Consider the following 26,908-nt stretch of genomic DNA (forward strand, 5'->3'; position numbering starts at 1 on the left):
GCTTCACGGCACTCGTCGAGACTTATGCCCGAGTTCTGATACGTGGAGCAACTGTTTTGGCGTTCGACCCGTATTGCGCAGGTGGCGGTACTGGAAAACGTAGACGTGTTGGGCGGGTGACGAATAAGATCCTGGCCTAACTACTGCGTCAATTATGCCGCGGTGGCCGCGCCGTCCGGTTGGGAGTTCGCCCATGTCGTTCGTGTTGATCGCACCGGAATTCGTGACAGCAGCCGCGGGGGATCTGACGAATCTGGGTTCGTCGGTCAGCGCGGCCAACGCGGCGGCCGCCAGTGCGACCACGCAGGTGCTGGCTGCCGGCGCCGATGAGGTGTCTGCCCGTATTGCGGCGCTGTTCGGCGGGTTTGGCCTGGAGTACCAGGCGATTAGTGCGCAGGTGGCGGCCTACCACCAGCGGTTTGTGCAGGCCTTGAGTACCGGCGCGGGCGCATATGCCTCGGCCGAGGCCGCCGCCGCTGAGCAGATCGTGCTGGGCGTGATCAATGCGCCCACCCAGGCGCTGCTGGGGCGCCCGTTAATCGGTGACGGCGCCAATGCGACGACTCCCGGCGGGGCCGGCGGGGCCGGCGGTCTGCTGTTCGGCAACGGCGGGGCCGGGGCAGCCGGGGCGCCCGGCCAGGCCGGCGGGGCTGGCGGGCCCGCCGGATTGTGGGGCAACGGCGGGCCCGGCGGGGCCGGCGGCAGCGGTGGGGGCACCGGCGGCGCCGGCGGCGCCGGTGGGTGGCTGTTCGGGGTTGGCGGGGCCGGCGGTGTCGGTGGGGCCGGTGGCGGCACCGGCGGGGCGGGTGGGCCCGGTGGTTTGATCTGGGGCGGCGGCGGGGCCGGCGGTGTCGGTGGGGCCGGTGGGGGCACCGGCGGGGCCGGCGGCCGCGCCGAGCTGTTGTTCGGCGCCGGCGGCGCGGGCGGCGCGGGTGGGGCGGGCACCGACGGCGGGCCCGGTGCTACCGGCGGGACCGGCGGACACGGCGGAGTCGGCGGCGACGGCGGATGGCTGGCACCCGGCGGGGCCGGCGGGGCCGGCGGGCAAGGCGGGGCAGGTGGTGCCGGCAGCGATGGTGGCCCATTGGGTGGTACCGGCGGCACGGGCGGTACCGGCGGCGCCGGTGGCGCCGGCGGTCGCGGCGCACTGCTGCTGGGCGCTGGCGGACAGGGCGGCCTCGGCGGCGCCGGGGGCACCGGGGGTGCTGGCGGGGCCGGCGGCGATGGCGTTCTGGGGGGTGTCGGTGGCACTGGTGGTGAGGGCGGTGTCGGCGGCGTGGCTGGCCTCGGCGGGGCCGGTGGTGCCGCGGGCCAGCTCTTCAGCGCCGGAGGCGCGGCGGGTGCTGTTGGGGTTGGCGGCACCGGCGGCCAGGGTGGGGCTGGCGGAGCCGGAGCGGCCGGCGCCGACGCCCCCGCCAGCACAGGTCAAACCGGTGGTACCGGGTTCGCTGGCGGGGCCGGCGGCAAAGGCGGCGCCGGCGGCAACGCCATTGCCGGTGGCATCAACGGCTCCGGCGGTGCCGGCGGCACCGGCGGACAAGGCGGCGCCGGCGGCATGGGTGGCTCCGGTGCTGACAATGCCAGCGGGATTGGCGCCGACGGCGGCGCGGGTGGAACTGGCGGTAACGCCGGCGTCGGCGGTGCCGGCGGGGCCGGCGGCACCGGAGGAACCGGCGGGGTTGTCGGCGCCGCGGGCAAGGCCGGTGTCGGCGGCACCGGCGGCCAAGGCGGTACCGGCGGCGCGGGCGGCGCCGGCACGGATGCGACCGCTACCGGTGCCACCGGCGGCACCGGGTTTGCCGGTGGAGCCGGCGGGGCCGGCGGGGCCGGCGGCAACACCGGGGTTGGCGGCACCAACGGCTCCGGCGGGCAAGGCGGCACCGGCGGCGCGGGCGGCGCCGGTGGTGCCGGCGGCTCGGGCGCTGACAACCCCACCGGCATCGGCGGTAGCGGCGGCACCGGCGGCACAGGTGGAGCGGCCGGCGCCGGCGGGGCCGGCGGAGCGGCCGGCACCGGCGGCACCGGTGGCGTTGTCGGCGCCGTTGGCAATGCAGGGATCGGCGGCACCGGCGGGCAAGGCGGCGCCGGCGGCGCGGGTGGTGCCGGCGCGGACGCGACCGCTACCGGCGCCATCGGCGGCACCGGGTTTGCCGGTGGCGCCGGCGGAGAAGGCGGAGCGGGCGGCAACAGCGGTGTCGGTGGCACCAACGGCTCTGGCGGCGCTGGCGGCACCGGTGGACAAGGCGGGATGGGGGGTGCTGGCGGCTCCGGCGCCGACAACCCCACCGGCGTCGGCGGCACCGGCGGCACCGGCGGCACCGGTGGAGCGGCCGGCGCCGGCGGGGCCGGCGGCGCCATCGGTACCGGCGGCACCGGCGGCGCGGTGGGCAGCGTGGGTAACGCCGGGATCGGCGGTACCGGCGGTACGGGTGGTGTCGGTGGTGCTGGTGCTGCAGGTGCGGATGCGGCCGCTGGCAGCAGCGCTATCGGCGGGGCCGGCTTCGCCGGCGGCGCCGGCGGAGAAGGCGGAGCGGGCGGCAACAGCGGTGTGGGCGGCACCAACGGCTCCGGCGGCGCCGGCGGTGCAGGCGGCAAGGGCGGCACCGGAGGTGCCGGCGGGTCCGGCGCGGATAACCCCAGCGGTGCTGGGTTCGCCGGTGGTGCCGGCGGCATCGGTGGAGCGGCCGGCGCCGGCGGGGCCGGCGGGGCGACCGGCACCGGCGGTACCGGCGGCGGTGTCGGCGCAACCGGTAGTGCAGGCATCGGCGGTGACGGCGGCCGCGGCGGTGACGGCGGCGAGGGGGCCAGCGGTCTCGGCCTGGGCCTCTCCGGCTTTGACGGCGGCCAAGGCGGCCAAGGCGGTGACGGCGGCAGCGCCGGCTCTGGTGGTGTCAACGGCAACGGCGGGGCCGGCGGCAACGGCGGGGCCGGCGGTGACGGCGCAACCGGTGCCGCAGGTCTCGGCGACAACGGCGGGGTCGGCGGTGACGGTGGAGCCGGTGGCGCCGCCGGCAACGGCGGCAACGCGGGCGTGGGCCTGACAGCCAAGGCCGGCACCGGCGGCGCCGCGGGCAATGGCGGCAACGGGGGCGCCGGCGGTGCTGGCGGGGCCGGCGACAACAATTTCAACGGCGGCCAGGGTGGTGCCGGCGGCCAAGGCGGCCAAGGCGGCCTGGGCGGGGCAAGCACCACCTCGGTCAACGCCAACGGCGGCGCCGGCGGCAACGGCGGGACTGGCGGGGACGGCGGCGCCGGTGGCGCGGGAACCCTGGGCGTCGGCGGGTCCGGCGGCACCGGCGGGACCGGCGGCGATGCGGGCGCTGGTGGTGGCGGCGGCTTCGGCGGGGCCGCGGGTAAGGCCGGCGGCGGCGGAAACGGCGGTGTTGGCGGTGACGGCGGCGAGGGGGCCAGCGGTCTCGGCCTGGGCCTCTCCGGCTTTGACGGCGGCCAAGGCGGCCAAGGCGGTGACGGCGGCAGCGCCGGCGCCGGCGGCATCAACGGGGCCGGCGGGGCCGGCGGCAACGGCGGGGCCGGCGGTGACGGCGCAACCGGTGCCGCAGGTCTCGGCGACAACGGCGGGGTCGGCGGTGACGGTGGAGCCGGTGGCGCCGCCGGCAACGGCGGCAACGCGGGCGTGGGCCTGACAGCCAAGGCCGGCACCGGCGGCGCCGCGGGCAATGGCGGCAACGGGGGCGCCGGCGGTGCTGGCGGGGACGGCGACAACAATTTCAACGGCGGCCAGGGTGGTGCCGGCGGCCAAGGCGGCCAAGGCGGCCTGGGCGGGGCAAGCACCACCTCGGTCAACGCCAACGGCGGCGCCGGCGGCAACGGCGGGACTGGCGGCAAAGGCGGCGCCGGCGGCGACGGCGACGGCTTTATCGGCGGGTCCGGCGGCACCGGCGGGGCCGGCGGCGATGCGGGCGCTGGTGGTGGCGGCGGCTTCGGCGGGGCCGCGGGCAACGCCGGTATCGGCGGGGCCGGCGGCCGCGGCGGCGACGGCGGGGCCGGCGACAGCGGCGCCCTCTCCCAGAACGGCAACGGCTTCGCCGGCGGCCAAGGCGGCCAAGGCGGGGCCGGCGGCAACGCCGGCGCCGGCGGCATCAACGGGGCCGGCGGCACCGGCGGCACCGGCGGGGACGGCGGTGACGGCGCCCCGGCGACCCTGATCGGCGGACCCGACGGCGGGGACGGCGGCCAAGGCGGGGCCGGCGGGGCCGGCGGCAACGCCGGATTCGGCGCCGGCGATCCCGGCGACGGCGGCATCGGCGGCACCGGCGGGGCCGGGGGCGCCGGCGGCGCCGGCGCCGACGGGGACCCCAGCATTGACGGCGGCCAAGGTGGTGCCGGCGGCCACGGCGGCCAAGGCGGCCAAGGCGGCCTAAACAGCACCGGGCTCACCAGCGCCGCCAGCGGTGACGGCGGGGCCGGCGGCACCGGCGGGGCCGGCGGCCACGGCGGCGACGGCGACGGCTTTATCGGCGGGTCCGGCGGCACCGGCGGGACCGGCGGCGACGCCGGCGTCGGCGGCCTGGCCAACACCGGCGGGGCCGCGGGCAACGCCGGTATCGGCGGGGCCGGCGGCCGCGGCGGCGAAGGCGGGGCCGGCGACAGCGGCGCCCTCTCCCAAGACGGCAACGGCTTTGCCGGCGGCCAAGGCGGCCAAGGCGGGGCCGGCGGCAACGCCGGCGCCGGCGGCATCAACGGGGCCGGCGGCACCGGCGGCACCGGCGGGGACGGCGGTGACGGCGCCCCGGCGACCCTGATCGGCGGACCCGACGGCGGGGACGGCGGCCAAGGCGGGGCCGGCGGGGCCGGCGGCAACGCCGGATTCGGCGCCGGCGATCCCGGCGACGGCGGCATCGGCGGCACCGGCGGGGCCGGGGGCGCCGGCGGCGCCGGCGCCGACGGGGACCCCAGCATTGACGGCGGCCAAGGTGGTGCCGGCGGCCACGGCGGCCAAGGCGGCAAAGGCGGCCTAAACAGCACCGGGCTCACCAGCGCCGCCAGCGGTGACGGCGGCAACGGCGGGGCCGGCGGGGCCGGCGGCCACGGCGGCGACGGCGACGGCTTTATCGGCGGGCCCGGCGGCACCGGCGGGACCGGCGGCGACGCCGGCGTCGGCGGCCTGGCCAACACCGGCGGAACCGCGGGCAACGCCGGTATCGGCGGGGCCGGCGGCCGCGGCGGCGACGGCGGGGCCGGCGACAGCGGCGCCCTCTCCCAAGACGGCAACGGCTTTGCCGGCGGCCAAGGCGGCCAAGGCGGGGCCGGCGGCAGCGCCGGCGCCGGCGGCATCAACGGGGCCGGCGGCACCGGCGGCACCGGCGGAGCCGGCGGTGACGGACAGAACGGAACGACAGGCGTGGCGAGCGAGGGCGGCGCCGGCGGCCAAGGCGGTGACGGTGGGGACGGCGGCGAAGGCGGCAGCGCGGGATTCGGCAGCGGCGTAGCCGGCGCCGCCGGCGCCGGCGGCACCGGCGGTGAGGGCGGTGACGGCGGGACCGGCGGGACCGGCGGGACTAACTTCGCTGGCGGCCAAGGCGGTGCCGGTGGCCGAGGAGGTGCTGGCGGCAATGGCGCCAACGGCGTTGGCGACAACGCCGCCGGGGGCGACGGCGGCAACGGCGGAGCCGGCGGGCTCGGCGGGGGCGGTGGCACAGGCGGCACCAACGGCAACGGCGGCCTCGGCGGAGGCGGCGGCAACGGCGGAACCGGCGGTGCCGGGGGAACGCCCACCGGCAGTGGCGCCGAGGGGACCGGCGGCGACGGTGGAGATGCCGGCGCCGGCGGCAACGGCGGCTCTGCCACCGGCGTCGGTAACGGCGGTAACGGCGGTAATGGTGGCAACGGCGGCGCCGGCGGCCAAGGCGCACCCGGCGGCTTCGGTGGCGGCGCTGGCGCCGGCGGCTTGGGCGGTTCCGGCGCCGGCGGCGGCACCGACGGCGACGACGGCAACGGCGGCAGCCCCGGCACCGACGGCAGCTAAGCTAACGGCAGCCCAAAGCACCAGCAGCCACCCGACAACGCTGGGCGGCTACCCATGGCCCGTTGGCAGCACAGGCTGGCGATGGCCGTCCGACCGATAGCACCCGAGCCATCGCATCCCCAGCAAAACCAGGTGCCCTAGCGGGCTTATGCGCGACGGGGGACCACTACCCCAAAAGCGATGGCACCACTACATCGATCAGATGCGGCCCGGGCTCGGCGAAGGCCGCGCGCAGCGCGTCGGCGAATTCCTCGCAGGTGGTGACACGACGTGCAGGAACACCCATACCTTCGGCGATCTTGACGAAATCCATTGTGGGACGCGATATATCAAGGAGATCCAGGGCCTTCGGGCCAGGATCCGACCCCGCGCCGACACGTTGCAGCTCGATCCGCAGAATGTCGTAGGCGCCGTTGTTGTAGATGACGGTGGTGACGTCGAGGTTCTCCCGCGCTTGGCTCCACAATCCTGAAATCGTGTACATTGCCGACCCGTCGGATTCCAGGCACAACACCGGGCGGTCGGGCGCGGCGACCGCGGCACCGACCGCAGCCGGGATGCCATAACCGATTGCGCCGCCGGTCAGCGTGAGCCAGTCATGGGCCGGGGCCCCGGCGGTGGCCTGCGGCAGCAGGACACCACAAGTATTCGACTCGTCGACAACAATCGCCCGTTCCGGCAGCAACGCACCGACCACATCGGCCGCCGACACCGACGTCAGGTCACCCGTCGGCAGCTGCGGACGCGACGCGCCCGCCACCGGGGCAACCGCCCCGGGCGCTACCTCGTCGGCCAACGCGGCCAGTGCGTCGGCCGCACCGCCGGGTTCGGCAAGCACGTGCACCTCACAACCGGCCGGCACCAGGTCACTGGGCATACCCGGGTAGGCGAAAAACGACACCGGCGACCTGGCCCCGGCCAGCACGAGATGCTTGACCCCGTCCAGCTGGGCCGCGGCGCCTTCAGCGAAATAGGCCAGCCGTTCGACGGCGGGGATACCGGCGCCACGTTCCAGGCACGTCGGAAACGTCTCGCATAACCAACGGGCCCCGGTTGCCTGCACAATCCGCGCAGCCGCGGTCAGCCCCGGCCCGCGGGTGGCATCCCCACCGATCAGCATCATGGCGGGTTCCCCCGAGCGCAGCACCCCAGCCACCGGCCCCACGTCCACTGGCGCCGCCGCCGACTGAGCCGGCACGCCCGCGGCCGCGTGGGCACCGTCGCTCCAACACACATCCGCGGGCAGAATCAGCGTCGCGATCTGTGAACCTGACCGGCTGGCCGCAATGGCCGCTTCAGCGTCGGCCCCGACGTCGGCGGCAGCCTCCGTCCGGCGCACCCATCCCGAAACGGTGCCAGCGACCGCATCGATATCGGATTCCAGCGGGGCGTCGTACTTCTTGTGGTAGGTGGCGTGGTCTCCGACAACCACCACCATCGGCACCCGGGCACGGCGCGCGTTGTGCAGGTTGGCCAGGCCGTTGCCCAGTCCGGGGCCCAGATGCAGCAGCACCGCCGCCGGCCGCCCAGCAATGCGGGCATAACCGTCGGCGGCCCCGGTGGCCACGCCTTCGAACAGGGTCAGCATGCCACGCATGCGCGGGACGGTGTCTAGCGCCGCCACGAAATGCATTTCCGACGTGCCAGGGTTGGCGAAGCACACATCGACACCCCCGTCGACCAGGGTGTTGATCAAGGCCTGAGCACCGTTCACGTCTGCACCTTTCCTCGTGGGTCCAGCTTGAATACCCGCACGGCGTTGCCGTGCAGAAAGTCGCGACGAGCTTCGTCGCTTAGCCCCAGTTCGTCAAGACCGGTCAGGGCGTGCGTGTGGGCGATCATCGGGTAATTGGTACCAAACAGCACCTTGCGCTGTCCCGTGTCGGTTTTCATGAACCGCACCAGCTTCCCGGGCAGCCGCTTGATGGTGTAGGCCGAGGTGTCGATGTAGACATTCTCGTGTTTGCGGGCGACCGCGACCATCTCCTCGGTCCACGGATAGCCGACATGTCCGCACACGATCACCAGTTCCGGAAAGTCCAACGCCACCTGGTCGATGTAGGGAATGGGGCGTCCGGTCTCCGACGGCCGCAGCGGGCCGGTGTGACCAACCTGGGTGCAGAACGGCACCGCGGACTGCACGCATTCGGCGAACAACGGATAGTAGCGGCGGTCGGTCGGCGGGGCGCCCCATAGCCAAGGCACCACCCGCAGGCCGACGAACCCCTCACCGACTCGGCGCCTCAACTCCCGGACGGCCGCCATCGGGCGATCCAGGTCGACCGCCGCCAGACCGGCAAAACGGTTGGGGTACAACCGGACCCATTCCGCAACAGCGTCATTAGAGATGAGGTCCTGGCCGTTGGGGCCACGCCAGGCGCTGAGCAAACCCAGGGTGACGCCGCCGGCGTCCATCGAGGAGACGGTCGCTTCGATCGGGATGTCGGTCTCCGGGATAGACCCACCGGTCCACCGGCTCAGCGAGGCGAACATGTCGCCGTGTAGGAACCGTTGCGTCGGATGCTGCATCCACACATCGATGGTCATCGCGTTTCAGACTGTAGCCGCCCGGGCGGCGACTACCCGCGGCGACGCTGCAGATCATCGCCCGGCCAGGGTGCTACCAGGTTGCTGCCATCCCCGAATGTTCGCGGTCGGAGGGCGACGCGACGTGTTGAAACGCCGTACGTTCGGGCCTTCCCGCGAAAAGCCCTAGCCGCCCGAGATTGTCCCTCCCGGCGTTCGTGGCCACGCGGTGCTTCGCCTTCCTGCCCATCCCAAATTACACGGGTGGTACTCACGAGAAAGCTTGGACGTATTGGGCGGGTGCTGAATTATGATCCCGACACAACTGCATCAATTTAGCCGCGTCGTGATGCTATCCGCCGACGGTTTGGAGCTGGTCCGTGTCGTTCGTGTTGATCTCACCCGAAGTTGTGTCCGCCGCCGCCGGGGATCTAGCGAACGTGGGATCGACAATCAGCGCAGCCAACAAGGCGGCAGCGGCCGCGACCACGCAGGTGCTGGCCGCGGGCGCCGATGAGGTGTCAGCGCGCATCGCGGCGCTGTTTGGTATGTACGGCCTGGAATATCAGGCGATCAGTGCGCAAGTTGCCGCGTATCACCAGCAGTTCGTGCAGACGTTGCGCACCGGAGCGGCCTCGTACATGTTGGCCGAGGCCACCAACGTCGAGCAAAATCTACTGAACCTCACCAACGCGCCGACCCAGACGCTGCTCGGGCGCCCGCTGATCGGAGACGGGGCCAACGCGACGACGCCGGGCGGGGCCGGCGGAGACGGCGGGCTGCTGTTTGGCAGCGGCGGCAACGGCGCGCCCGGTGCACCCGGCCAGGCTGGCGGTGCCGGTGGGTCTGCCGGGCTACTGGGCAACGGCGGGAGCGGCGGAGCCGGCGGGACGGGCGCGCCCGGCGGAAACGGCGGTAATGCCGGTTGGCTATACGGCCGCGGCGGAGTCGGCGGCGCCGGGGGAATCGGCGGCGGAACAGGCGGGGCCGGCGGGCACGCGTGGCTGTTCGGCCACGGGGGAACCGGCGGTATCGGTGGCGGGCCCGGCGGCAACGGCGGGTGGCTGCTCGGCAACGGCGGACATGGCGGCGCTGGCGGAATCGGTGGCGGCAGCGGCGGCGCTGGCGGGAACGGCGGGTGGCTGCTCGGCAACGGCGGTACCGGCGGAGCGGGCGGAACCGGCGGCGGAGCGGGCGGCACCGGTGGCAACGCCGCGTGGCTGCTCGGCGGTGGTGGTACCGGCGGCGCCGGCGGAATCGGTGGTGGCAACGGCGGGCACGGCGGCAACGGCGGGTGGCTGCTCGGCAACGGCGGCAACGGCGGCCTCGGCGGTGACGGTGACGGCGGTACTGGCGGCGGCCACGGCGGCAACGGCGGGAATCCCGGGTGGCTCTTGGGCACAGCCGGGGGTGGCGGCAACGGTGGCGCCGGCAGCACCGGTACTGCAGGTGGCGGCTCTGGGGGCACCGGCGGCGACGGCGGGACCGGCGGGCGTGGCGGCCTGTTAATGGGCGCCGGCGCCGGCGGGCACGGTGGCACTGGCGGCGCGGGCGGTGCCGGTGTCGACGGTGGCGGCGCCGGCGGGACCGGCGGGGCCGGCGGCAACGGCGGCGCCGGGGGTCAAGCCGCCCTGCTGTTCGGGCGCGGCGGCACCGGCGGAGCCGGCGGCTACGGCGGCGATGGCGGTGGCGGCGGTGACGGCTTCGACGGCACGATGGCCGGCCTGGGTGGTACCGGTGGCAGCGGCGGCACCGGCGGTGACGGCGGCGCCCCCGGCAACGGTGGCGCCGGGGGTGCCGGCCAGTTGTTGAGCCATAGCGGCGTGGCCGGTGCTACCGGCAAAGGTGGTGCCGGCGGCACCGGCGGCAACGGCGGGGCCGGCAGTGCCGGCGCCGACGCCCCCGCAGGCTCCGGCGCGATGGGTAGCACTGGCTTTGCTGGCGGCGCCGGCGGTGACGGCGGTAACGGCGGCGGGAGCGGTGCCAGCCAAGGCAACGGCGGCAACGGCGGCAACGGCGGCACCGGCGGCAAAGGCGGCACCGGCGGGGCCGGCATGAACAGCCTCGACCCGCTGCTAGCCGCCCAAGACGGCGGCCAAGGCGGCACCGGCGGCACCGGCGGCAACGCCGGCGCCGGCGGCACCGGCTTCACCCAAGGCGCCGACGGCAACGCCGGCAACGGCGGTGACGGCGGGGTCGGCGGCAACGGCGGAAACGGCGCAGACAACACCACCACCGCCGCCGCCGGCACCACAGGCGGCGACGGCGGGGCCGGCGGGGCCGGCGGAACCGGCGGAACCGGCGGAGCCGCCGGCACCGGCACCGGCGGCCAACAAGGCAACGGCGGCAACGGCGGCAACGGCGGCACCGGCGGCAAAGGCGGCACCGGCGGCGACGGTGCACTCGCAGGCAGCAGCGGTGGTGCCGGCGGTAAAGGCGGCAACGGCGGCGACGCCGGCAAGGCCGGTACCGGCTCCGCTCCTGGCACGGCGGGGACCGGCGGCGATGGGGGTAAGGGCGGCAACGGCGGCATTGGCGCTGCCGGCACAACCGGCCCCGTAGGCACCGGCGCGTCCGGCGGCACCGGTGGTAGTGGTGGCGCCGGCGGAACCGGCGGTGACGGCGGCGCCGCCAACGGCGGCACCGCCGGGGCTGGCGGGGCGGGCGGCAATGGCGGCAAAGGCGGCGACGGTGGAGCAGGCGTCACCAGCAGCACCGCCGGCAACAGCGGCGGCGCGGGCGGCAGCGGCGGAAAGGGCGGAGACGCGGGCGCGGGCGGCGCCGGTGCCACTCCGGGCGCCAACGGTATCGCTGGCAATGGCGGCGACGGCGGAGATGGCGCGGCTGGTGCCGTCGGCATCTCCGGCGCAACCGGCGCTGGCGACGGCGGGCATGGCGGAACCGGCGGGGCCGGCGGCAACGGTGGAACCGGCGGTGCTGGCGGTAGCGGCATCGACGGCGTCGGCGGCGGGACCGGAGGTACCGGCGGCAACGGCGGCAACGGCGCCATCGGCGGCGCTGGCGGAGACGCCGGTGGTAGCGGAAATAGCGGCGGAAACGGTGGGACTGGCGGAAAGGGCGGAAACGCCGGTGCCGGTGGTGCCGCGGGCAGCAACGGCGGCACCGTCGGCGCCAACGGTACCGGCGGCGACGGCGGCAACGGCGGCGCTGCCGGGGCCGCCACGGCTGGCAGCAACGGTGGGGCCGGCACCGGCTCGGCCGGCGGCAACGGCGGCACCGGCGGCAGAGGCGGCAGTGGTGGCGCCGGCGGCGACGGTATCGGTGGCGTCGGCGGCGGCAAGGGCGGCAACGGCGCGGACGGCGAAGTCGGCGGTGCGGGCGGCGCCGGCGGCAGCGGGCCCAACACCAGTCCCGGCGGCAACGGCGGGCAAGGAGGTCAAGGCGGCAGCGGTGGTGCCGGTGGGGCGGCCGGGGCTGGCGGCGCGGGTGGCGGCGCTAACGGCACCGCTGGCAACGGCGGCCAAGGCGGTGCCGGCGGCACCGGCGGCGCCGGCGCAGCCTCCTCAGCTACCAACGGCGGCAGCGGCGGTGCCGGCGGCACCGGAGGCGCCGGCGGCACCGGCGGCGCTGGTGGCGATGGCGTCGGCGGCGCCGGCGGCGGCAATGGTGGCCACGGCGGTGACGCCGGAGACGGTGGCAACGGCGCCAACGGCAACAACCGCAGTTCCGGCTCCTTCCTCGCAGCCGGCGGCACCGGCGGGGCGGCCGGCGACGGCGGACAAGGTGGCCAGGGCGGCGCCGGCGGCGGTGCCGGTGGTCAAGGTGGTGCCGGGGGTGCCGGCGGGACCGGCGGCAACGGCGGCAATATCACCGGCGGCACCGCGGGCACCGCGGGGGCCGCCGGTAACGGCGGCGCCGCCGGAAAGGGTGGCGCCGGCGGCCAAGGCGGCACCGGTGGCGGGACCGGGGGTCAGGGTGGCGCCGGCGGCGACGGCGGTGCCGGCGGCACCGGCGGCGACCGCACCGTCGGCGGTGGCACGGTCCCCGCCGGCTCCGGTGGACAAGGCGGTAACGCTGGCGGTGGTGGGGCCGGCGGGCAGGGTGGAGCCGACGGCGGCAGCGGCGGCGACGGCGGCGACGCCGGCACAGGTGGCAATGGCGGTAACGGCGGCAACCGTAATTCCGGCAATGGCACCGGCGGCGCTGGCGGCAACGGTGGTGGTGGTGCTAACGGTGGCGCCGGCGGCGCTGGGGGCAGCGGCGGCGGCACCGGCGGCAACGGCGGCGCTGGCGGCGACGCCGGCGACGCCGGCAACGGCGGCAACGGCAACGGCACCGGCAACGGCGGCAACGGCGGCAACGGCGGCATCGCCGGCATGGGCGGCAACGGCGGTGCCGGGACGGGCAGCGGCAACGGCGGCAACGGCGGCAGCGGCGGCAACGGCGGCAACGCCGGCATGGGCGGCAACAGCGGCACCGGCAGCGGCGACGGCGGTGCCGGCGGGAACGGCGGCGCGGCGGGCACGGGCGGCACCGGCGGCGACGGCGGCCTCACCGGTACTGGCGGCACCGGCGGCAGCGGTGGCACCGGCGGTGACGGCGGTAACGGCGGCAACGGAGCAGATAACACCGCAAACATGACTGCTCAGGCGGGCGGTGACGGTGGCAACGGCGGCGACGGTGGCTTCGGCGGCGGGGCCGGGGCCGGCGGCGGCGGCTTGACCGCTGGCGGCAACGGCACCGGCGGGCAAGGCGGCGCCGGCGGCGATGGCGGCAACGGGGGCATCGGCGGCCACGGCCCACTCACTGACGACCCCGGCGGCAACGGGGGCACCGGCGGCAACGGCGGCGCCGGCGGCACCGGCGGCGCGGGCATCGGCAGCCTTGGCGGCGGCACCGGCGGCGATGGCGGCAACGGCGGCAACGGCGGTACCGGCGGCGAGGGCGGCGAGGTCGGCGGCGCCGGCGGCACCGGCGGTGCGGCCGGCAATGGCGGCGATGGCGGCACCGGCGGCACCGGCGGCGGGGACGGGGGCGCCGGCGGCACCGGCGGCACCGGCGGCACCGGCGGCCTCGGCGACCCCCGGGTCGGCGGATCCGGCGGCGACGGCGGCACCGGCGGCAGCGGCGGTGCGGCCGGCAATGGCGGCAACGGCGGCAACGCCGGCGCGGGAGGCAATGGCAACGGCGGCACCGGTGGGGCCGGCGGTATCGGCGGCACCGGCGGCAATGGCGGCGACGCCGAGCCCGGAGTGCCCCCGGGAGCCGGTGGTGCTGGCGGCGCCGGCACCACCGGCGGCAAGGGTGGCACCGGCGGCAACGGCAGTGGCACCGGCTCGGGCGGCACCGGCGGCGATGGCGGCACCGGCGGTGGTGGTGGGAACGGCGGCACCGGCTGGAATGGCGGCAAGGGAGACACCGGCAGCGGCGGTGGCGCCGGAGACGGTGGTAAGGCACCAGCCGGTGGCACCGGCGGCGCCGGCGGCGACGGCGGAGCGGGCGGCAAGGGCGGCAGCGGCGGCGTCTAGTCGCGATGGGCCCAGCGGCCGCGATGGTGCGCCGGGCGTCCGCCGGCGAGTGGTCCAGCCAGATTTGACGACAAACGGCGACCCAGCGGTATCCCCCAGCCGCGGCGCCATAGCCGCGACCCGCGCAATCAGGAACCGCTCGTCACGTGTCCCGCATGCACGTCATCGGCTGGCCGCGCCTCGGTCTGCTCCTTGGCCCAGCGGTAGTCCGGCTTACCGGCGGGCGAACGCTTCACCTCGTCGACAAACCACAGACTGCGCGGCACTTTGTAGCCCGCGATCTCGGAGCGCACGAACGAGTCCAACTCGGCCAACGACGGCCGACAACCCGGCCGGGCCTGCACCACGGCGGCCACCTGCTGGCCGTAACGCGGATCGGGCACCCCGACCACCAGAGCGTCGAACACGTCGGGATGCCCCTTCAAAGCGGCCTCGACCTCTTCGGGGTAGACCTTCTCGCCGCCGCTGTTGATCGACACCGAGCCACGACCCAGCATGGTGACCGTGCCGTCCTCCTCGACTTGGGCGTAGTCCCCCGGAATGGCGTAGCGCACACCGTTAATCGTCCGGAACGTCTCGGCCGTCTTCTTCTCGTCCTTGTAGTAGCCGACGGGAATGTTGCCCTTCTTGGCGATGACGCCCCGCACCCCCGAGCCGGGCTTGACTTCGTTGCCGTCGTCATCGAGCACGACGGTGCGATGGTCGATCCGCACCCGGGGCCCGCCGCCATGCGCCTGCCCGGCAGCAACGACGCTGGTACCGCCAAAACCCGTCTCCGACGAGCCAATTGAGTCCGTGATCACCCGATTCGGCAGCAGCTCAAGGAGTTTCTCCTTGATGCTCGGCGAGAACAGCGCCGCGGTGCTGGCCAACAGGAACAACGACGACAGGTCGTAGTCGTTGCCCTTGACCAGCGCGTCGACCAGCGGGCGGGCCATCGCATCACCGGTGAAGAACAGCAGGTTCACCTTGTGTTTGTGGATCGTGCGCCACACCTCGTCGGCGTTGAATTCCGGTGCCAGTACCGTGGTTTGGCCCGAGAAGAGCGCCATCCAGGTGGCCGACTGGGTGGCGCCGTGGATCATCGGCGGGATCGGGTAGCGGATCATCGGTGGATTCGCCGCGGCCGCCTTGGCCAGGTCGTATTCGTCTTTGACGAACTCTCCTGTCGCAAAGTCGGTTCCACCGAACAGCACACGATAGATGTCCTCGTGACGCCACATCACACCCTTGGGGAAACCGGTGGTGCCGCCGGTGTAGAGCAGATAGATGGCGTCGGCGCTGCGTTCGCCGAAGTCACGCTCCGGCGAGCCCGCCGCGATCGCGGAATAGAACTCGACGCCGCCGTAGCGCCGATAGTCCTGGTCCGAGCCGTCCTCGACGACCAAGATCGTCCTTACATGGGGCGTGTCGGGGAGAACGTTGGCGACCCGGTCGGCGTAGCGGCGTTCGTGCACCAACGCGACCATGTCGGAGTTGTCGAACAGGTAGCGAAGTTCGCCCTCCACGTAACGGAAGTTGACGTTCACCAAGATGGCGCCCGCCTTCACGATGCCCAGCATCGCGATCACGATCTCGATGCGGTTGCGGCAGTACAGGCCGACCTTGTCGTCCTTTTGCACGCCTTGATCGATCAGGTGGTGCGCGAGGCGGTTGGCCTTATCCTCCAGCTGGGCGTAGGTCAACTGCTCATCGCCGCAGATAACGGCGACACGGTCAGGCACGGCGTCGATGGCGTGCTCGGCGAGATCGGCAATATTCAGGGCCACGGCCACCAAACTAGAACGTGTTACATTTCTTGACAAGCTCACACCCGACGGGCAGAAAGAGGTGGCGGCCGTGGCAACCGTGGAATCCGGACCCGACGCGCTGGTGGAGCGGCGCGGCCACACCCTGATCGTGACCATGAACCGGCCGGCCGCCCGCAACGCGCTGAGCACCGAAATGATGCGAATCATGGTGCAGGCCTGGGATCGCGTCGACAACGATCCCGACATCCGTTGCTGCATCCTCACCGGAGCCGCTGGCTACTTTTGCGCCGGCATGGACCTCAAGGCGGCAACCCAGAAACCGCCGGGCGACTCTTTCAAGGACGGCAGCTACGACCCGTCGCGCATCGATGCCCTGCTCAAAGGGCGCCGCTTGACCAAACCGCTGATCGCCGCCGTCGAGGGGCCCGCGATCGCCGGCGGCACCGAGATCCTGCAGGGCACCGACATCCGGGTCGCCGGTGAAAGTGCGAAGTTCGGCATCTCCGAGGCCAAGTGGAGCCTGTACCCGATGGGCGGCTCGGCCGTGCGGCTGGTCCGGCAGATCCCCTACACTCTGGCCTGCGACCTGCTGCTGACCGGACGGCACATTACCGCCGCCGAGGCCAAGGAAATGGGCCTGATCGGCCACGTGGTGCCCGACGGCCAGGCGCTGACCAAGGCTCTAGAACTTGCCGACGCCATCTCGGCTAACGGACCCCTGGCCGTGCAGGCCATCCTGCGGTCCATCCGCGAGACCGAGTGCATGCCCGAAAACGAGGCGTTCAAGATCGACACCCAGATCGGCATCAAGGTCTTCCTGTCCGACGACGCCAAGGAAGGCCCGCGCGCGTTCGCCGAGAAGCGCGCACCCAACTTCCAGAACCGCTAGGCGCCGAGCGTGAACTGAGGGCGAGATTTCGGCCGATTTTCCGCCCTCAGTTCACGTTGGACGGCGGTGTCGGTGCACGACGGCACACTGCGATCGTGATCGAACCATTCCTCGGCAGCGAAGCGATTGCCTCCGGCGCGTTGACGCGGCACCGGCTGCGAAGCGCATACGCCACGATCCACCCCGACGTCTATGTCTCCCCCGGCGCCGACCTGACCGCATGGAGTCGCGCTCAGGCCGCCTGGCTATGGTCCCGGCGGCGCGGCGTCATCGCCGGGCAGTCGGCGGCGGCGATGCACGGCGCCAAATGGGTCGACGCGCGACAGGCGGCCGAGCTGCTCTACGACCACCGTCGCCCGCCGGCCGGCATCCACACCTGGTCGGACCGTGTCGCCGACGACGAGATCCAGCCAATCTCCGGCATGAATACGACCACACCGGCGCGCACCGCCCTCGACCTCGCCCGCCGCTATCCGGTCGGCAAGGCCGTCGCGGCCATCGATGCGCTCGCCCGCGCGACGGACCTCAAGCTGGCCGATGTCGAGATGCTCGCCGAACGCTACCGGGGAAGCCGCGGCATCCGAAATGCTCGTATCGCATTGGATCTGGTGGATCCAGGTGCCGAGTCACCTCGCGAGACGTGGCTGCGTCTGCTACTCATCCGAGCGGGCTTTCCAAGACCACAGACCCAGATCCCGGTTTACGACGAGTACGGCCAGCTGGTCGCGGTTATCGATATGGGTTGGGCAGGAATCAAGGTCGGCGTGGATTACGAGGGCGACCATCACCGGACCGACCGCAGAACGTTCAACAAGGACATCAAGCGTGCCGAAGCGTTGACCGAGCTTGGGTGGACCGACGTACGCGTGACGGTCGAGGACACCGAGGGTGGCATCATCTGGCGGGTGTCAGCGGCCTGGCAGCGCCGAACGTGAACTCACGGCGGAGATTCGGCCGATATTCCGCCCTCAGTTCACGTTCGGCGTGGCTCAGCCCAGCGGCGGGCTCGGCGTGAACACCACCGGCATGGATTCCAGGCCGCTGACAAAGTTCGCCGGCCGCAGCGGCAACACGGAGTCATCGGCGACCAACCGCAGGTCGGGTAGCCGCCGCAACACCCGTTCCGTCATCAACGACAGCTCCAACCGGGCCAGCTGATTGCCCAGGCAGAAATGCGTGCCGAAGCCAAACGCCAAGTGGCTGTTTGGATTTCGCTGAACATCAAACTTTTCCGGTTCACAGAAAACCGCCTCGTCGAAGTTCGCCGACTCGAAGAGCAGCATCATCTTCTCGCCGGCACACAACGCCGTGCCGTGAAACTCGGTATCCGCGGTCAACACCCGGCACATGTTCTTTACCGGGGCGGTCCAACGCAGCATCTCCTCGATGGCCCCGGGCAGCAACGACGGGTCGCGCTGCAGCAGGTCCCACTGGTCACGGTTGCGCAGCAGCTGCTCGGTACCACCGCTCAAGGTATGCCGCGTGGTCTCGTCGCCGCCGATCAGGATCAGCAGCGTCTCCATGACCAGCTCGTCGTCGCTTAGCCGCTCGCCGTCAACTTCGGAACTCACCAGCACGCTGACCAGGTCGTCGGTGGGGTCCGCTCGCCGTGCCGCAATGGTGGCCCGGGTGAAGTCGTTGTAGGCCGCGAAGGCGTCCATGGTGATCTGGAAATCCTCTTGAGACACATGCGAACTGAGGAATGTCACCAGATCGTCGGACCACCGCAAGAACATGTCCCGCTGCTCTGGACGCACCCCGAGCATGTCGCCGATCACCGCCATCGGTAGCGGCGCGGCCAGGTCCCGCACGAAGTCACACTCGCCGCGTTCGCACACGGCGTCGATCAGGGTGTCACACAGCGCGGCAATCGACGCCTCCTTGTCCTTCACCCGCTTGCGGGTGAAGCCGGCGTTAACCAGCTTGCGCCGCAACAGATGTGCGGGATCGTCCATGTCGATCATCATCGGCAGGGCGGGCTGGTCGGGGCGGATGCCGCCGGCGTTGGAGAACAGCTCGGGTTGACGTTCGGCGTCGATCACCGCCTGGTACGTCGACGCGGCCGCCAGGCCGTTGCGATCGCGGAACACCGGTTGGTTGGCCCGCATCCACCGGTACGCGGCCCGCGCCTCGCGGCTGGCGTAGAAGTTGCCGTCGGCCAGATCCACGTCCGGAGCTTCAGTCATCGCGATCCTCCGCACTACAGTGGGCGATATGCCCGTCTCGCAACACACCATCGCCGGCACGGTGCTCACCATGCCGGTGCGCATTCGCACCGCCAACCTGCATTCCGCGATGTTCTCGGTGCCCGCCGACCCAGCGCAGCGCCTCATCGACTACAGCGGGCTGCGGGTGTGCGAATACCTGCCCGGTAAGGCAATCGTGATGCAGATGCTGGTGCGCTACGTCGACGGGGATTTGGGGCGATACCACGAGTACGGCACCGCGATCATGGTGAACCCGCCCGGCACCCAACGCCGCGGGCCCAGAGCCCTCACCCGAGCCGCCGCGTTCATCCATCATCTGCCGGTAGATCAGGTGTTCACGCTTGAGGCCGGGCGCACCATCTGGGGCTTCCCGAAGATCATGGCGGACTTCAACGTCACCGACGGCCGGAGGTTCGGCTTCGACGTCAGCGCCGACGGACGGTTGATCGCCGGGATCGAGTTCAGCACCGGCCTGCCGGTGCCGACCCTCGGGTGGCAAATGTTGAAGACCTACTCCCACCATGACGGCGTAACTCGCGAGATTCCCTGGGAAATGAAAGTCTCGGGCCTGCGCGCCCGGCTCGGCGGCGCCCGACTGCGGTTGGGAGACCATCCCTACGCCAAAGAACTGGCATCGCTGGGCCTGCCGAAGCGGGCTCTGCTGTCCCAGTCGGCGGCCAACGTAGAAATGACCTTCGGCGACGGTCACCCGATCTGAACCGCAAGAAAGCGAAGCCATCAGCCCAATCTAGAACGCGTTCTAGCCCGCTGGCAAGGATCGATCAGACCAGGGCGGCAAGGTCGCGGACCTGCTCTGCGCTGCCGGCGGTCACCACCATCATGGTGACCCCGGCGGCCTCCCAGACGGCCATCTGCTTACGCACGTGGTCGATGTCACCGACGATCACGGCGTCGTCGACGAGCTCGTCCGGGATGATCTCGGCGGCCTCGTCCTTGCGGCCAGACCGAAATAACTTGGTGACCTCATCGACCACTTGCGTGTACCCCATCCGGCGATAGACGTCGGCGTGGAAGTTGGTCTCTTCGGCGCCCATCCCGCCCATGTAGAGCGCCAGGAACGGCTTGATTCCGGCAAACGCGGCCGCCCGATCGTCGGTGATGACCACCTGCGCCGTCGCGCAGATCTCGAAGTCCTCGCGGCTACGCCGGGCGCCGGGCCGGGCGAATCCTTCGTCGAGCCATTCGTTGTACATGCCGGCCATGCGTGGCGAATAGAAGATGGGCAGCCAGCCATCGCAGATCTCGGCGGCCAGCGCGACGTTCTTGGGCCCCTCGGCCCCCAGCATGATTGGTATGTCGGCGCGCAGCGGATGGGTGATGGGTTTGAGCGCTTTGCCCAGACCCGTCGTGCCCTCCCCCGTCAGTGGCAGCCGGTAGTGCGGCCCGGCGCTGGTCACCGGCGATTCTCGGGCCCACACCTGGCGCACGATGTCGATGTATTCGCGGGTGCGAGCCAGCGGCTTGGGAAACCGCTGCCCGTACCAACCCTCGACCACCTGCGGACCGGACACGCCGAGCCCGAGAATGTGCCGGCCACCGGACAGATGGTCCAGTGTCAGCGCGGCCATCGCACAGGCCGTTGGTGTGCGCGCGGACAGCTGGATCACCGACGTACCCAGCCGCACCCGTTGCGTCGACGAGCCCCACCAGGCCAGCGGCGTGTAGGCGTCGGACCCCCACGCCTCGGCGGTGAACACCGTGTCAAAACCCGCATCCTCGGCCGCGGCGACGAGTTCCGCATGGTTCTGCGGCGGCTGCGCGCCCCAATACCCCAGCTGTAGTCCGAGCTTCATCCCTGCCTCCACGACGCCCTTCAGGAGGGCAATGTTGAAACCGTTGTTAGAACCTGTTCTACTCGACAGGCGTGACAGCCAGCTCGAGCGGCCCGGCGCTGATCGATCACTCTGAGCCGCCCCTTTCCGCGCCCCTCACGTTGTCCTTCGACTACACCCGTTCGGTGGGGCCCACGTTAAGCAGGTTTTTCACCGCCTTGCGTGCACGCCGCATTGTCGGGGTGCGCGGATCCGACGGCCGAGTCCATGTGCCGCCGGTGGAATATGACCCGGTTACCTACGAACCCCTGAGCGAAATGGTACCGGTGTCCAGCGTCGGCACCGTCGCGTCCTGGACCTGGCAACCCGAGCCGCTAGCCGGCCAGCCCCTGGACCGGCCGTTCGCCTGGGCGCTGATCAAGCTCGACGGCGCCGACACCTTGCTGATGCACGCCGTTGATGTGGGAACCGCCGGCCCTTCCGCCATCCACACCGGCGCCCGGGTGCACGCGCATTGGGCCGACCAACCGGTGGGCGCCATCACCGATATCGCCTGCTTTGCGCTCGGCGAGACCGCAGAACCGGTGGCGGCTCACAAGACCGAGGATGCGCGGGACCCGGTCACCATGATCGTCACGCCGATCCAGCTGGAAATTCAGCACACCGCCTCGCACGAGGAGAGTGCGTATCTGCGCGCCATCGCCCAGGGCAAGCTCGTGGGCGCCAGAACCGGAAAGACCGGCAAGGTCTACTTCCCGCCGCATGGCGCCGACCCGGCCACCGGGAAACCCACCACCGAGTTTGTCGAGCTGCCCGACAAGGGCACGGTGACGACGTTCGCGATCGTCAACATCCCGTTCCTGGGCCAGCGAATCAAGCCGCCCTATGTGGCGGCCTACGTGTTGCTCGACGGCGCCGACATCCCGTTTTTGCATTTGGTTTCCGACGTCGACGCGCACCAGGTGCGGATGGGCATGCGCGTCGAGGCGGTGTGGAAGCCGCGGGAGCGGTGGGGACTGGGCATCGACAACATCGAGTACTTCCGCCCCACCGGCGAACCGGATGCCGACTACGACACCTACAAGCACCACCTGTAAAGGGCCCACCAACCAATGAGCGTTCGCGATATTGCCGTTGTCGGCTTCGCCCACGCCCCGCACGTGCGCCGCACCGACGGCACTACCAACGGCGTCGAGATGCTGATGCCGTGCTTCGCCCAGCTATACGACGAGCTGGGCATCACCAAGGCCGACATCGGATTCTGGTGTTCGGGATCTTCGGATTACCTGGCTGGACGAGCATTTTCGTTCATCTCCGCGATCGACTCCATCGGAGCCGTACCGCCGATCAACGAATCGCACGTCGAGATGGACGCCGCCTGGGCACTGTATGAGGCCTACATCAAACTGCTGACCGGCGAGGTCGACACCGCGCTGGTGTACGGCTTCGGGAAGTCCTCGGCCGGAACGCTGCGCCGTGTGCTGTCCCGCCAGACCGACCCCTACACCGTCGCGCCGCTGTGGCCGGATTCGGTGTCGATGGCTGGGCTACAGGCCCGAGTGGGGCTCGACTCCGACAAGTGGACCCACGAGCAGATGGCGCGGGTTGCGTTCGATTCGTTTGCAAACGCACCTCGCGTGGACTCCGTGCAGTCGCCGATCAGCATAGCGGAATTGCTCGACCGGCCATTTTTTGCCGATCCGCTGCGGCGCCACGACATTGCGCCGATTACCGACGGTGCCGCCGCGGTCGTGCTCGCGGCCGACAACCGCGCCCGAGAACTGCGCGAAAATCCGGCTTGGATCACCGGGATCGAACATCGCATCGAGTCTCCGGCGCTGGGGGCGCGCGACATCACCGAGTCTCCGTCGACCAAACTGGCGGCCAAGATAGCCACCGGCGGACACACCGGCGACATCGACGTGGCGGAGATCCATGGGCCCTTTACCCACCAGCACCTGATCGTCGCGGAGGCCATCAGGATTCCGGGTAAGACGAAAGTGAATCCGTCCGGCGGCCCGTTGGCCGCCAACCCCATGTTCGCCGCCGGCCTTGAGCGTATCGGCTTTGCCGCACAACATATCTGGGACGGATCGGCGCGGCGCGTGCTGGCGCACGCCACCAGCGGACCGGCGCTGCAGCAAAACCTGGTCGCGGTCATGGAAGGACGGGGATAGTGGAGGGGCAGCGCTGATGGCCGGAAAGCTGGCCGCCGTACTCGGCACCGGGCAGACCAAGTATGTCGCCAAGCGCCAAGACGTTTCGATGAACGGTCTGGTGCGGGAGGCCATCGACCGAGCGCTGGCGGATTCCGGTTCCACCTTCGACGACATCGACGCCGTCGTGGTCGGCAAGGCGCCCGACTTCTTCGAAGGGGTGATGATGCCGGAGCTATTCATGGCCGACGCCATGGGCGCGACCGGCAAGCCGCTGATCCGGGTACACACCGCCGGTTCGGTTGGCGGATCCACCGGGGTAGTGGCTGCCAGCCTGGTGCAATCCGGCAAATACCGCCGGGTCCTGGCATTAGCCTGGGAAAAGCAGTCGGAATCCAATGCCATGTGGGCGTTGTCGCTTCCTGTGCCGTTCACCAAACCGGTCGGTGCCGGTGCGGGGGGATACTTCGCCCCGCATGTCCGGGCCTATATCCGCCGCTCGGGCGCACCGGCACACATCGGTGCTATGGTTGCGGTCAAGGACCGGCTCAACGGCAGCCGCAACCCGTTGGCACATCTGCAGCAGCCCGACATCACCCTGGAGAAGGTGATGGCATCTCAGATGCTCTGGGATCCAATACGTTTCGATGAGACGTGCCCGTCGTCAGACGGTGCGTGCGCGGTTGTCGTCGGCGACGAGGAGATCGCCGACGCGCGACTGGCGCAAGGGCATCCGGTGGCCTGGATTCATGGCACCGCATTACGCACCGAGCCGCTGGCTTTCGCCGGGCGCGACCAGGTCAACCCGCAGGCCGGCCGCGACGCGGCGGCGGCGCTGTGGAAGGCCGCGGGCATCACCAGCCCCATCGACGAAATCGACGCCGCCGAAATTTACGTCCCGTTCTCCTGGTTCGAGCCGATGTGGTTGGAGAATCTGGGATTTGCCCGCGAGGGCGAGGGCTGGAAGCTCACCGAGGCCGGCGAGACTGCGATCGGCGGTCGACTACCGGTGAACCCTTCCGGCGGCGTGCTGTCCGCCAATCCGATCGGCGCATCGGGCCTGATCCGCTTCGCCGAGGCCGCGATTCAAGTCATGGGCAAGGCGGAGGCGCGTCAAGTTCCGGGTGCGCGAAAGGCCTTGGGGCACGCTTACGGTGGCGGCTCGCAGTACTTCTCTATGTGGGTGGTCGGCTGCGAGAAACCCAAACAGGCGGCCGCATAATCGCCCGGCGCGATCCGGGCGACGCCGCAGACCATCCGAGCATGGTGAAGTTCACACCCGATAGCCAGACGTCAGTTCTGCGCGCGGGCAAGTGCTCAGGTACTCTTTCTCCGTCGCGGTCGCGATTGCAAAGGGGGAGCTGGCCGGTGGATTCCGAACGCCGACGCTACGGGTGGCCGCGGAATCGATGCACCTTAGCCATTACTGGAGCTGCAGTCGTTGTCGTGGTGACCCTCGCAGCCATTGGTTACCTGATCTTTGAGCCAAAAATTTCTGGGTCGTCCACGTCCAGGCAGGCCGCATCGCCAACCACTCCTTCCCCGCCCAGCCAGGTCGTGGTGCCGATCGACCTTTGGAATCCCGACGGGGTGACGGTGGACCTGGCGGACGCTGTTTACGTGGCCGACTCCGGTCACAAGCGACTGCTGAAACTGCCGGCCGGCTCCAACACCCCGACCACGTTGCCATTCACCGACACAATCGGTCCAGGCGGCGTGGCGGTAAACAGCAACCGCGACGTCTATGTCATCGATGAAGACAGCCACCATGTGTTGAAACTCGCGGCCGGCATCGAACCCCCGGTCGAGCTCCCGTTCGGCAGCCTTGGAGATGCGCATGGTTTGGCAGTGGACCGCAGCGACAGCGTCTATGTCGTCGACTATGACAATGCCAAAGTGTTGAAACTGCCCCCAGGCGCAGATACCCCTACCGAACTGCCGTTCGTCGGGCTCGACCACCCCTATGATGTGGCGGTGGACGGTGCTGGCACCGTCTACGTGACCGACAGCGGCCACAATCGCGTGGTGGCGTTGACCGCGGGGTCGGCCACGCCGGTGCACCTCCCATTCGCCGATCTCAGCTTTCCCGCCGGTGTGACGGTGGACCGCGACGATAGCGTCTATGTGGCCGATCTGAACAACAATCGGGTGCTGAAGCTGGCGGCCGGCTCGAATGCGCAGTCGCAGCTGCCGTTCACCGGACTCTTCTCCCCAACTGATGTGGCGGTGGACAACGACGGCGCCGTCTACGTGATCGACTTTTACAACCGGATGTTAAAACTGCCGACGGCTTAACCCGCAGCGACGCCTACATGGGTTCCAGTCCGGCCAGATGCCGTGCAGCCAGGTCACGATAGGCCTGCGGATTGACGTTAACCCACATTTCCGCGCCCGTTCCTTCAATCGGTCCCTTCACCTTGGCCGGCGCTCCCGTTACCAGCATTCCGGCCGGAATCTGAGTGCCGGCCACCACCAGCGCTCCCGCGGCGATCATGCAGCGCGCGCCGATTACCGCTCCGTCGAGGACCGTCGCGTGGTTGGCGATCAGAGCCTCAGACCCGACGTGGACGCCGTGGATCACACACAGGTGCGCCACTGTCGCCCCCGGGCCGATGTCTACCGGGATGCCGGGCGGTGCGTGTAATACCGCCCCGTCCTGCACATTGGCCCCCTCGCGCACGACGACGGGCGCATAGTCGCCGCGCAGCACGGCATTGAACCAGACCGACGCCCCTGCCTCGATGGTGACGTCGCCGATCAGGGTGGCTGTCGGGGCCACAAACGCGGTGGGATCGATCCGGGGCGATCGGCCCTCGAAAGAAAACAGCGGCATCGTTTAGATATACGCCCGTCGTACATATGCCGTGGCCAGACTCGCCGTCGTTGCGCTCGCCGGAGAGAAAACTGTAACGTGTTCTAGTTAGCGATACCGATCGGGAGGTGACAGGTGAGTACCGACACGAGTGGGGTCGGTGTTCGGGAGATCGATGCCGGCGCCTTGCCGACCAGGTATGCGCGTGGCTGGCATTGCCTGGGCGTCGCGAAGGATTATTTGGACGGGAAGCCACACGGGGTAGAGGCGTTCGGCACCAGGCTGGTTGTGTTCGCTGATTCCCACGGGGACCTGAAGGTCCTCGACGGCTACTGCCGGCACATGGGCGGCGACCTGTCCGAGGGCACCGTCAAAGGCGACGAGGTCGCTTGCCCGTTCCACGACTGGCGCTGGGGTGGCGACGGCCGCTGCAAATTGGTGCCGTATGCCAGGCGCACACCCAGAATGGCGCGCACTCGGTCGTGGACGACCGATGTGCGCAGCGGGCTGCTGTTTGTCTGGCACGACCATGAGGGCAATCCACCCGACCCCGCGGTCCGGATCCCCGAGATTCCCGAGGCGGCCAGCGACGAGTGGACCGACTGGCGGTGGAACCGCATCCTCATCGAAGGGTCCAACTGCCGCGACATCATCGACAACGTCACCGATATGGCGCACTTCTTCTACATCCACTTCGGTTTGCCGACGTACTTCAAGAACGTCTTCGAGGGCCACATCGCCTCGCAGTATCTGCACAACGTGGGCCGGCCCGATGTCGACGATCTCGGGACGTCTTACGGTGAGGCGCATCTGGATTCGGAGGCGTCTTACTTCGGGCCGTCGTTCATGATCAACTGGCTGCACAACCGCTACGGCAACTACAAGTCCGAGTCGATCCTGATCAACTGCCACTACCCGGTGACCCAGAACTCGTTCGTCCTGCAATGGGGCGTCATCGTCGAAAAGCCCAAGGGTATGAGCGAAGAGATGACCGACAAGTTGTCGCGGGTGTTCACCGAGGGCGTCAGCAAGGGCTTCTTGCAGGATGTCGAGATCTGGAAGCACAAGACCCGCATCGACAACCCGCTGCTGGTTGAAGAGGACGGCGCCGTGTATCAGCTGCGCCGCTGGTATGAACAGTTTTATGTCGACGTAGCCGACATAAAACCAGAGATGGTGGAGCGCTTCGAGATCGAGGTCGACACCAAGCGCGCCAACGAGTTCTGGAATGCCGAGGTAGAGAAGAACTTGAAATCGAGAGAAGTTTCCGACGACGTGCCCGCCGAGCAACACTGACGG

The 26,908-nt window shown here is 71.0% G+C and carries 16 protein-coding genes; 10 read left to right on the forward strand and 6 right to left on the reverse strand.

Annotated features, from left to right (window positions below):
* The first annotated feature begins 193 nt into the window (after positions 1 to 193).
* On the forward strand, positions 194 to 5,986 hold the full coding sequence (locus MCAN_RS18495; RefSeq protein WP_014001778.1) for a PE family protein: 5,793 nt from the start codon (positions 194 to 196) through the stop codon (positions 5,984 to 5,986).
* Positions 5,987 to 6,152: 166 nt separating this feature from the next.
* Here the strand turns inward: MCAN_RS18495 and MCAN_RS18500 are convergent, their stop codons facing one another.
* Both MCAN_RS18500 and MCAN_RS18505 read right to left on the reverse strand, forming a co-directional pair.
* On the reverse strand, positions 6,153 to 7,700 hold the full coding sequence (locus tag MCAN_RS18500; RefSeq protein WP_014001779.1) for an acetolactate synthase large subunit: 1,548 nt from the start codon (positions 7,698 to 7,700) through the stop codon (positions 6,153 to 6,155).
* Positions 7,697 to 8,533, reverse strand: a complete 837-nt coding sequence (locus MCAN_RS18505) for an amidohydrolase family protein (RefSeq protein ID WP_014001780.1) — start codon at positions 8,531 to 8,533, stop codon at positions 7,697 to 7,699. The genes MCAN_RS18500 and MCAN_RS18505 overlap by 4 nt, the downstream gene beginning before the upstream one ends.
* Before the next feature lie 359 nt (positions 8,534 to 8,892).
* On the opposite strand from MCAN_RS18505, the gene MCAN_RS24235 reads away from it, so the two are divergent.
* Positions 8,893 to 14,001, forward strand: a complete 5,109-nt coding sequence (locus MCAN_RS24235; protein WP_014001781.1) for a PE family protein — start codon at positions 8,893 to 8,895, stop codon at positions 13,999 to 14,001.
* A 128-nt stretch (positions 14,002 to 14,129) separates the two neighbouring features.
* Here MCAN_RS24235 and MCAN_RS18515 read toward each other — a convergent pair whose 3' ends face one another.
* Positions 14,130 to 15,776: an acyl-CoA synthetase gene (locus MCAN_RS18515; protein WP_014001782.1), complete on the reverse strand. Its 1,647-nt coding sequence runs from the start codon at positions 15,774 to 15,776 to the stop codon at positions 14,130 to 14,132.
* A 73-nt stretch (positions 15,777 to 15,849) separates the two neighbouring features.
* On the opposite strand from MCAN_RS18515, the gene MCAN_RS18520 reads away from it, so the two are divergent.
* Both MCAN_RS18520 and MCAN_RS18525 read left to right on the forward strand, forming a co-directional pair.
* A complete protein-coding gene (locus tag MCAN_RS18520; RefSeq protein ID WP_014001783.1) occupies positions 15,850 to 16,641 on the forward strand; it encodes a crotonase/enoyl-CoA hydratase family protein in 792 nt (263 codons plus the stop codon).
* Between the two features lie 95 nt (positions 16,642 to 16,736).
* Entirely contained in the window at positions 16,737 to 17,576 is an 840-nt protein-coding gene (locus MCAN_RS18525; RefSeq protein ID WP_003419184.1) for a hypothetical protein, read from the forward strand.
* 54 nt (positions 17,577 to 17,630) lie between these two features.
* On the opposite strand, the gene cyp142 is transcribed toward MCAN_RS18525, so the two are convergent.
* The gene (gene cyp142, locus MCAN_RS18530) at positions 17,631 to 18,827 is read right to left on the reverse strand and encodes a steroid C26-monooxygenase Cyp142 (RefSeq protein WP_003900082.1); all 1,197 of its coding nucleotides are present in this window, start codon (positions 18,825 to 18,827) and stop codon (positions 17,631 to 17,633) included.
* Between the two features lie 28 nt (positions 18,828 to 18,855).
* On the opposite strand from cyp142, the gene MCAN_RS18535 reads away from it, so the two are divergent.
* Positions 18,856 to 19,566, forward strand: a complete 711-nt coding sequence (locus tag MCAN_RS18535; protein ID WP_003419190.1) for an acetoacetate decarboxylase family protein — start codon at positions 18,856 to 18,858, stop codon at positions 19,564 to 19,566.
* 64 nt (positions 19,567 to 19,630) lie between these two features.
* Here MCAN_RS18535 and MCAN_RS18540 read toward each other — a convergent pair whose 3' ends face one another.
* Positions 19,631 to 20,662: an LLM class F420-dependent oxidoreductase gene (locus MCAN_RS18540; protein WP_003419192.1), complete on the reverse strand. Its 1,032-nt coding sequence runs from the start codon at positions 20,660 to 20,662 to the stop codon at positions 19,631 to 19,633.
* A gap of 71 nt (positions 20,663 to 20,733) precedes the next feature.
* On the opposite strand from MCAN_RS18540, the gene MCAN_RS18545 reads away from it, so the two are divergent.
* From MCAN_RS18545 to MCAN_RS18560, 4 genes are read left to right on the forward strand one after another with little or no spacing between them, the layout of a single operon-like run.
* Complete coding sequence (locus MCAN_RS18545) at positions 20,734 to 21,738, forward strand: Zn-ribbon domain-containing OB-fold protein (protein ID WP_041180161.1); 1,005 nt, start codon at positions 20,734 to 20,736, stop codon at positions 21,736 to 21,738.
* Positions 21,739 to 21,753: 15 nt separating this feature from the next.
* Positions 21,754 to 22,818 carry a thiolase domain-containing protein gene (locus tag MCAN_RS18550; RefSeq protein WP_014001785.1) on the forward strand — a complete coding sequence of 355 codons (1,065 nt, stop codon included), beginning with the start codon at positions 21,754 to 21,756 and terminating at the stop codon, positions 22,816 to 22,818.
* 16 nt (positions 22,819 to 22,834) lie between these two features.
* Positions 22,835 to 24,019: a thiolase domain-containing protein gene (locus tag MCAN_RS18555; protein WP_014001786.1), complete on the forward strand. Its 1,185-nt coding sequence runs from the start codon at positions 22,835 to 22,837 to the stop codon at positions 24,017 to 24,019.
* A gap of 41 nt (positions 24,020 to 24,060) precedes the next feature.
* On the forward strand, positions 24,061 to 25,092 hold the full coding sequence (locus tag MCAN_RS18560; RefSeq protein WP_014001787.1) for an NHL repeat-containing protein: 1,032 nt from the start codon (positions 24,061 to 24,063) through the stop codon (positions 25,090 to 25,092).
* A gap of 13 nt (positions 25,093 to 25,105) precedes the next feature.
* Here MCAN_RS18560 and MCAN_RS18565 read toward each other — a convergent pair whose 3' ends face one another.
* Positions 25,106 to 25,630 carry a gamma carbonic anhydrase family protein gene (locus MCAN_RS18565; protein ID WP_003419208.1) on the reverse strand — a complete coding sequence of 175 codons (525 nt, stop codon included), beginning with the start codon at positions 25,628 to 25,630 and terminating at the stop codon, positions 25,106 to 25,108.
* A 114-nt stretch (positions 25,631 to 25,744) separates the two neighbouring features.
* Here MCAN_RS18565 and kshA point away from each other — a divergent pair, with 114 nt between their 5' ends.
* Complete coding sequence (kshA, locus tag MCAN_RS18570) at positions 25,745 to 26,905, forward strand: 3-ketosteroid-9-alpha-hydroxylase subunit KshA (RefSeq protein WP_014001788.1); 1,161 nt, start codon at positions 25,745 to 25,747, stop codon at positions 26,903 to 26,905.
* The last annotated feature ends 3 nt before the right edge of the window (positions 26,906 to 26,908 follow it).

Source organism: Mycobacterium canetti CIPT 140010059 (assembly GCF_000253375.1).
Taxonomy (GTDB): Bacteria; Actinomycetota; Actinomycetes; order Mycobacteriales; family Mycobacteriaceae; genus Mycobacterium; species Mycobacterium tuberculosis.

Bases quoted from the DNA above. Each gene is read 5' to 3' on its own strand.
- cyp142 (WP_003900082.1), bottom strand. From the start codon at position 18,827: ATGACTGAAGCTCCGGACGTGGATCTGGCCGACGGCAACTTCTACGCC.
- MCAN_RS18540 (WP_003419192.1), bottom strand. From the start codon at position 20,662: ATGAAGCTCGGACTACAGCTGGGGTATTGGGGCGCGCAGCCGCCGCAG.
- MCAN_RS18505 (WP_014001780.1), bottom strand. From the start codon at position 8,533: ATGACCATCGATGTGTGGATGCAGCATCCGACGCAACGGTTCCTACAC.
- MCAN_RS18495 (WP_014001778.1), top strand. From the start codon at position 194: ATGTCGTTCGTGTTGATCGCACCGGAATTCGTGACAGCAGCCGCGGGG.
- MCAN_RS18560 (WP_014001787.1), top strand. From the start codon at position 24,061: ATGGTGAAGTTCACACCCGATAGCCAGACGTCAGTTCTGCGCGCGGGC.
- MCAN_RS18535 (WP_003419190.1), top strand. From the start codon at position 18,856: ATGCCCGTCTCGCAACACACCATCGCCGGCACGGTGCTCACCATGCCG.
- MCAN_RS18565 (WP_003419208.1), bottom strand. From the start codon at position 25,630: ATGCCGCTGTTTTCTTTCGAGGGCCGATCGCCCCGGATCGATCCCACC.
- MCAN_RS18550 (WP_014001785.1), top strand. From the start codon at position 21,754: ATGAGCGTTCGCGATATTGCCGTTGTCGGCTTCGCCCACGCCCCGCAC.
- MCAN_RS18555 (WP_014001786.1), top strand. From the start codon at position 22,835: ATGGCCGGAAAGCTGGCCGCCGTACTCGGCACCGGGCAGACCAAGTAT.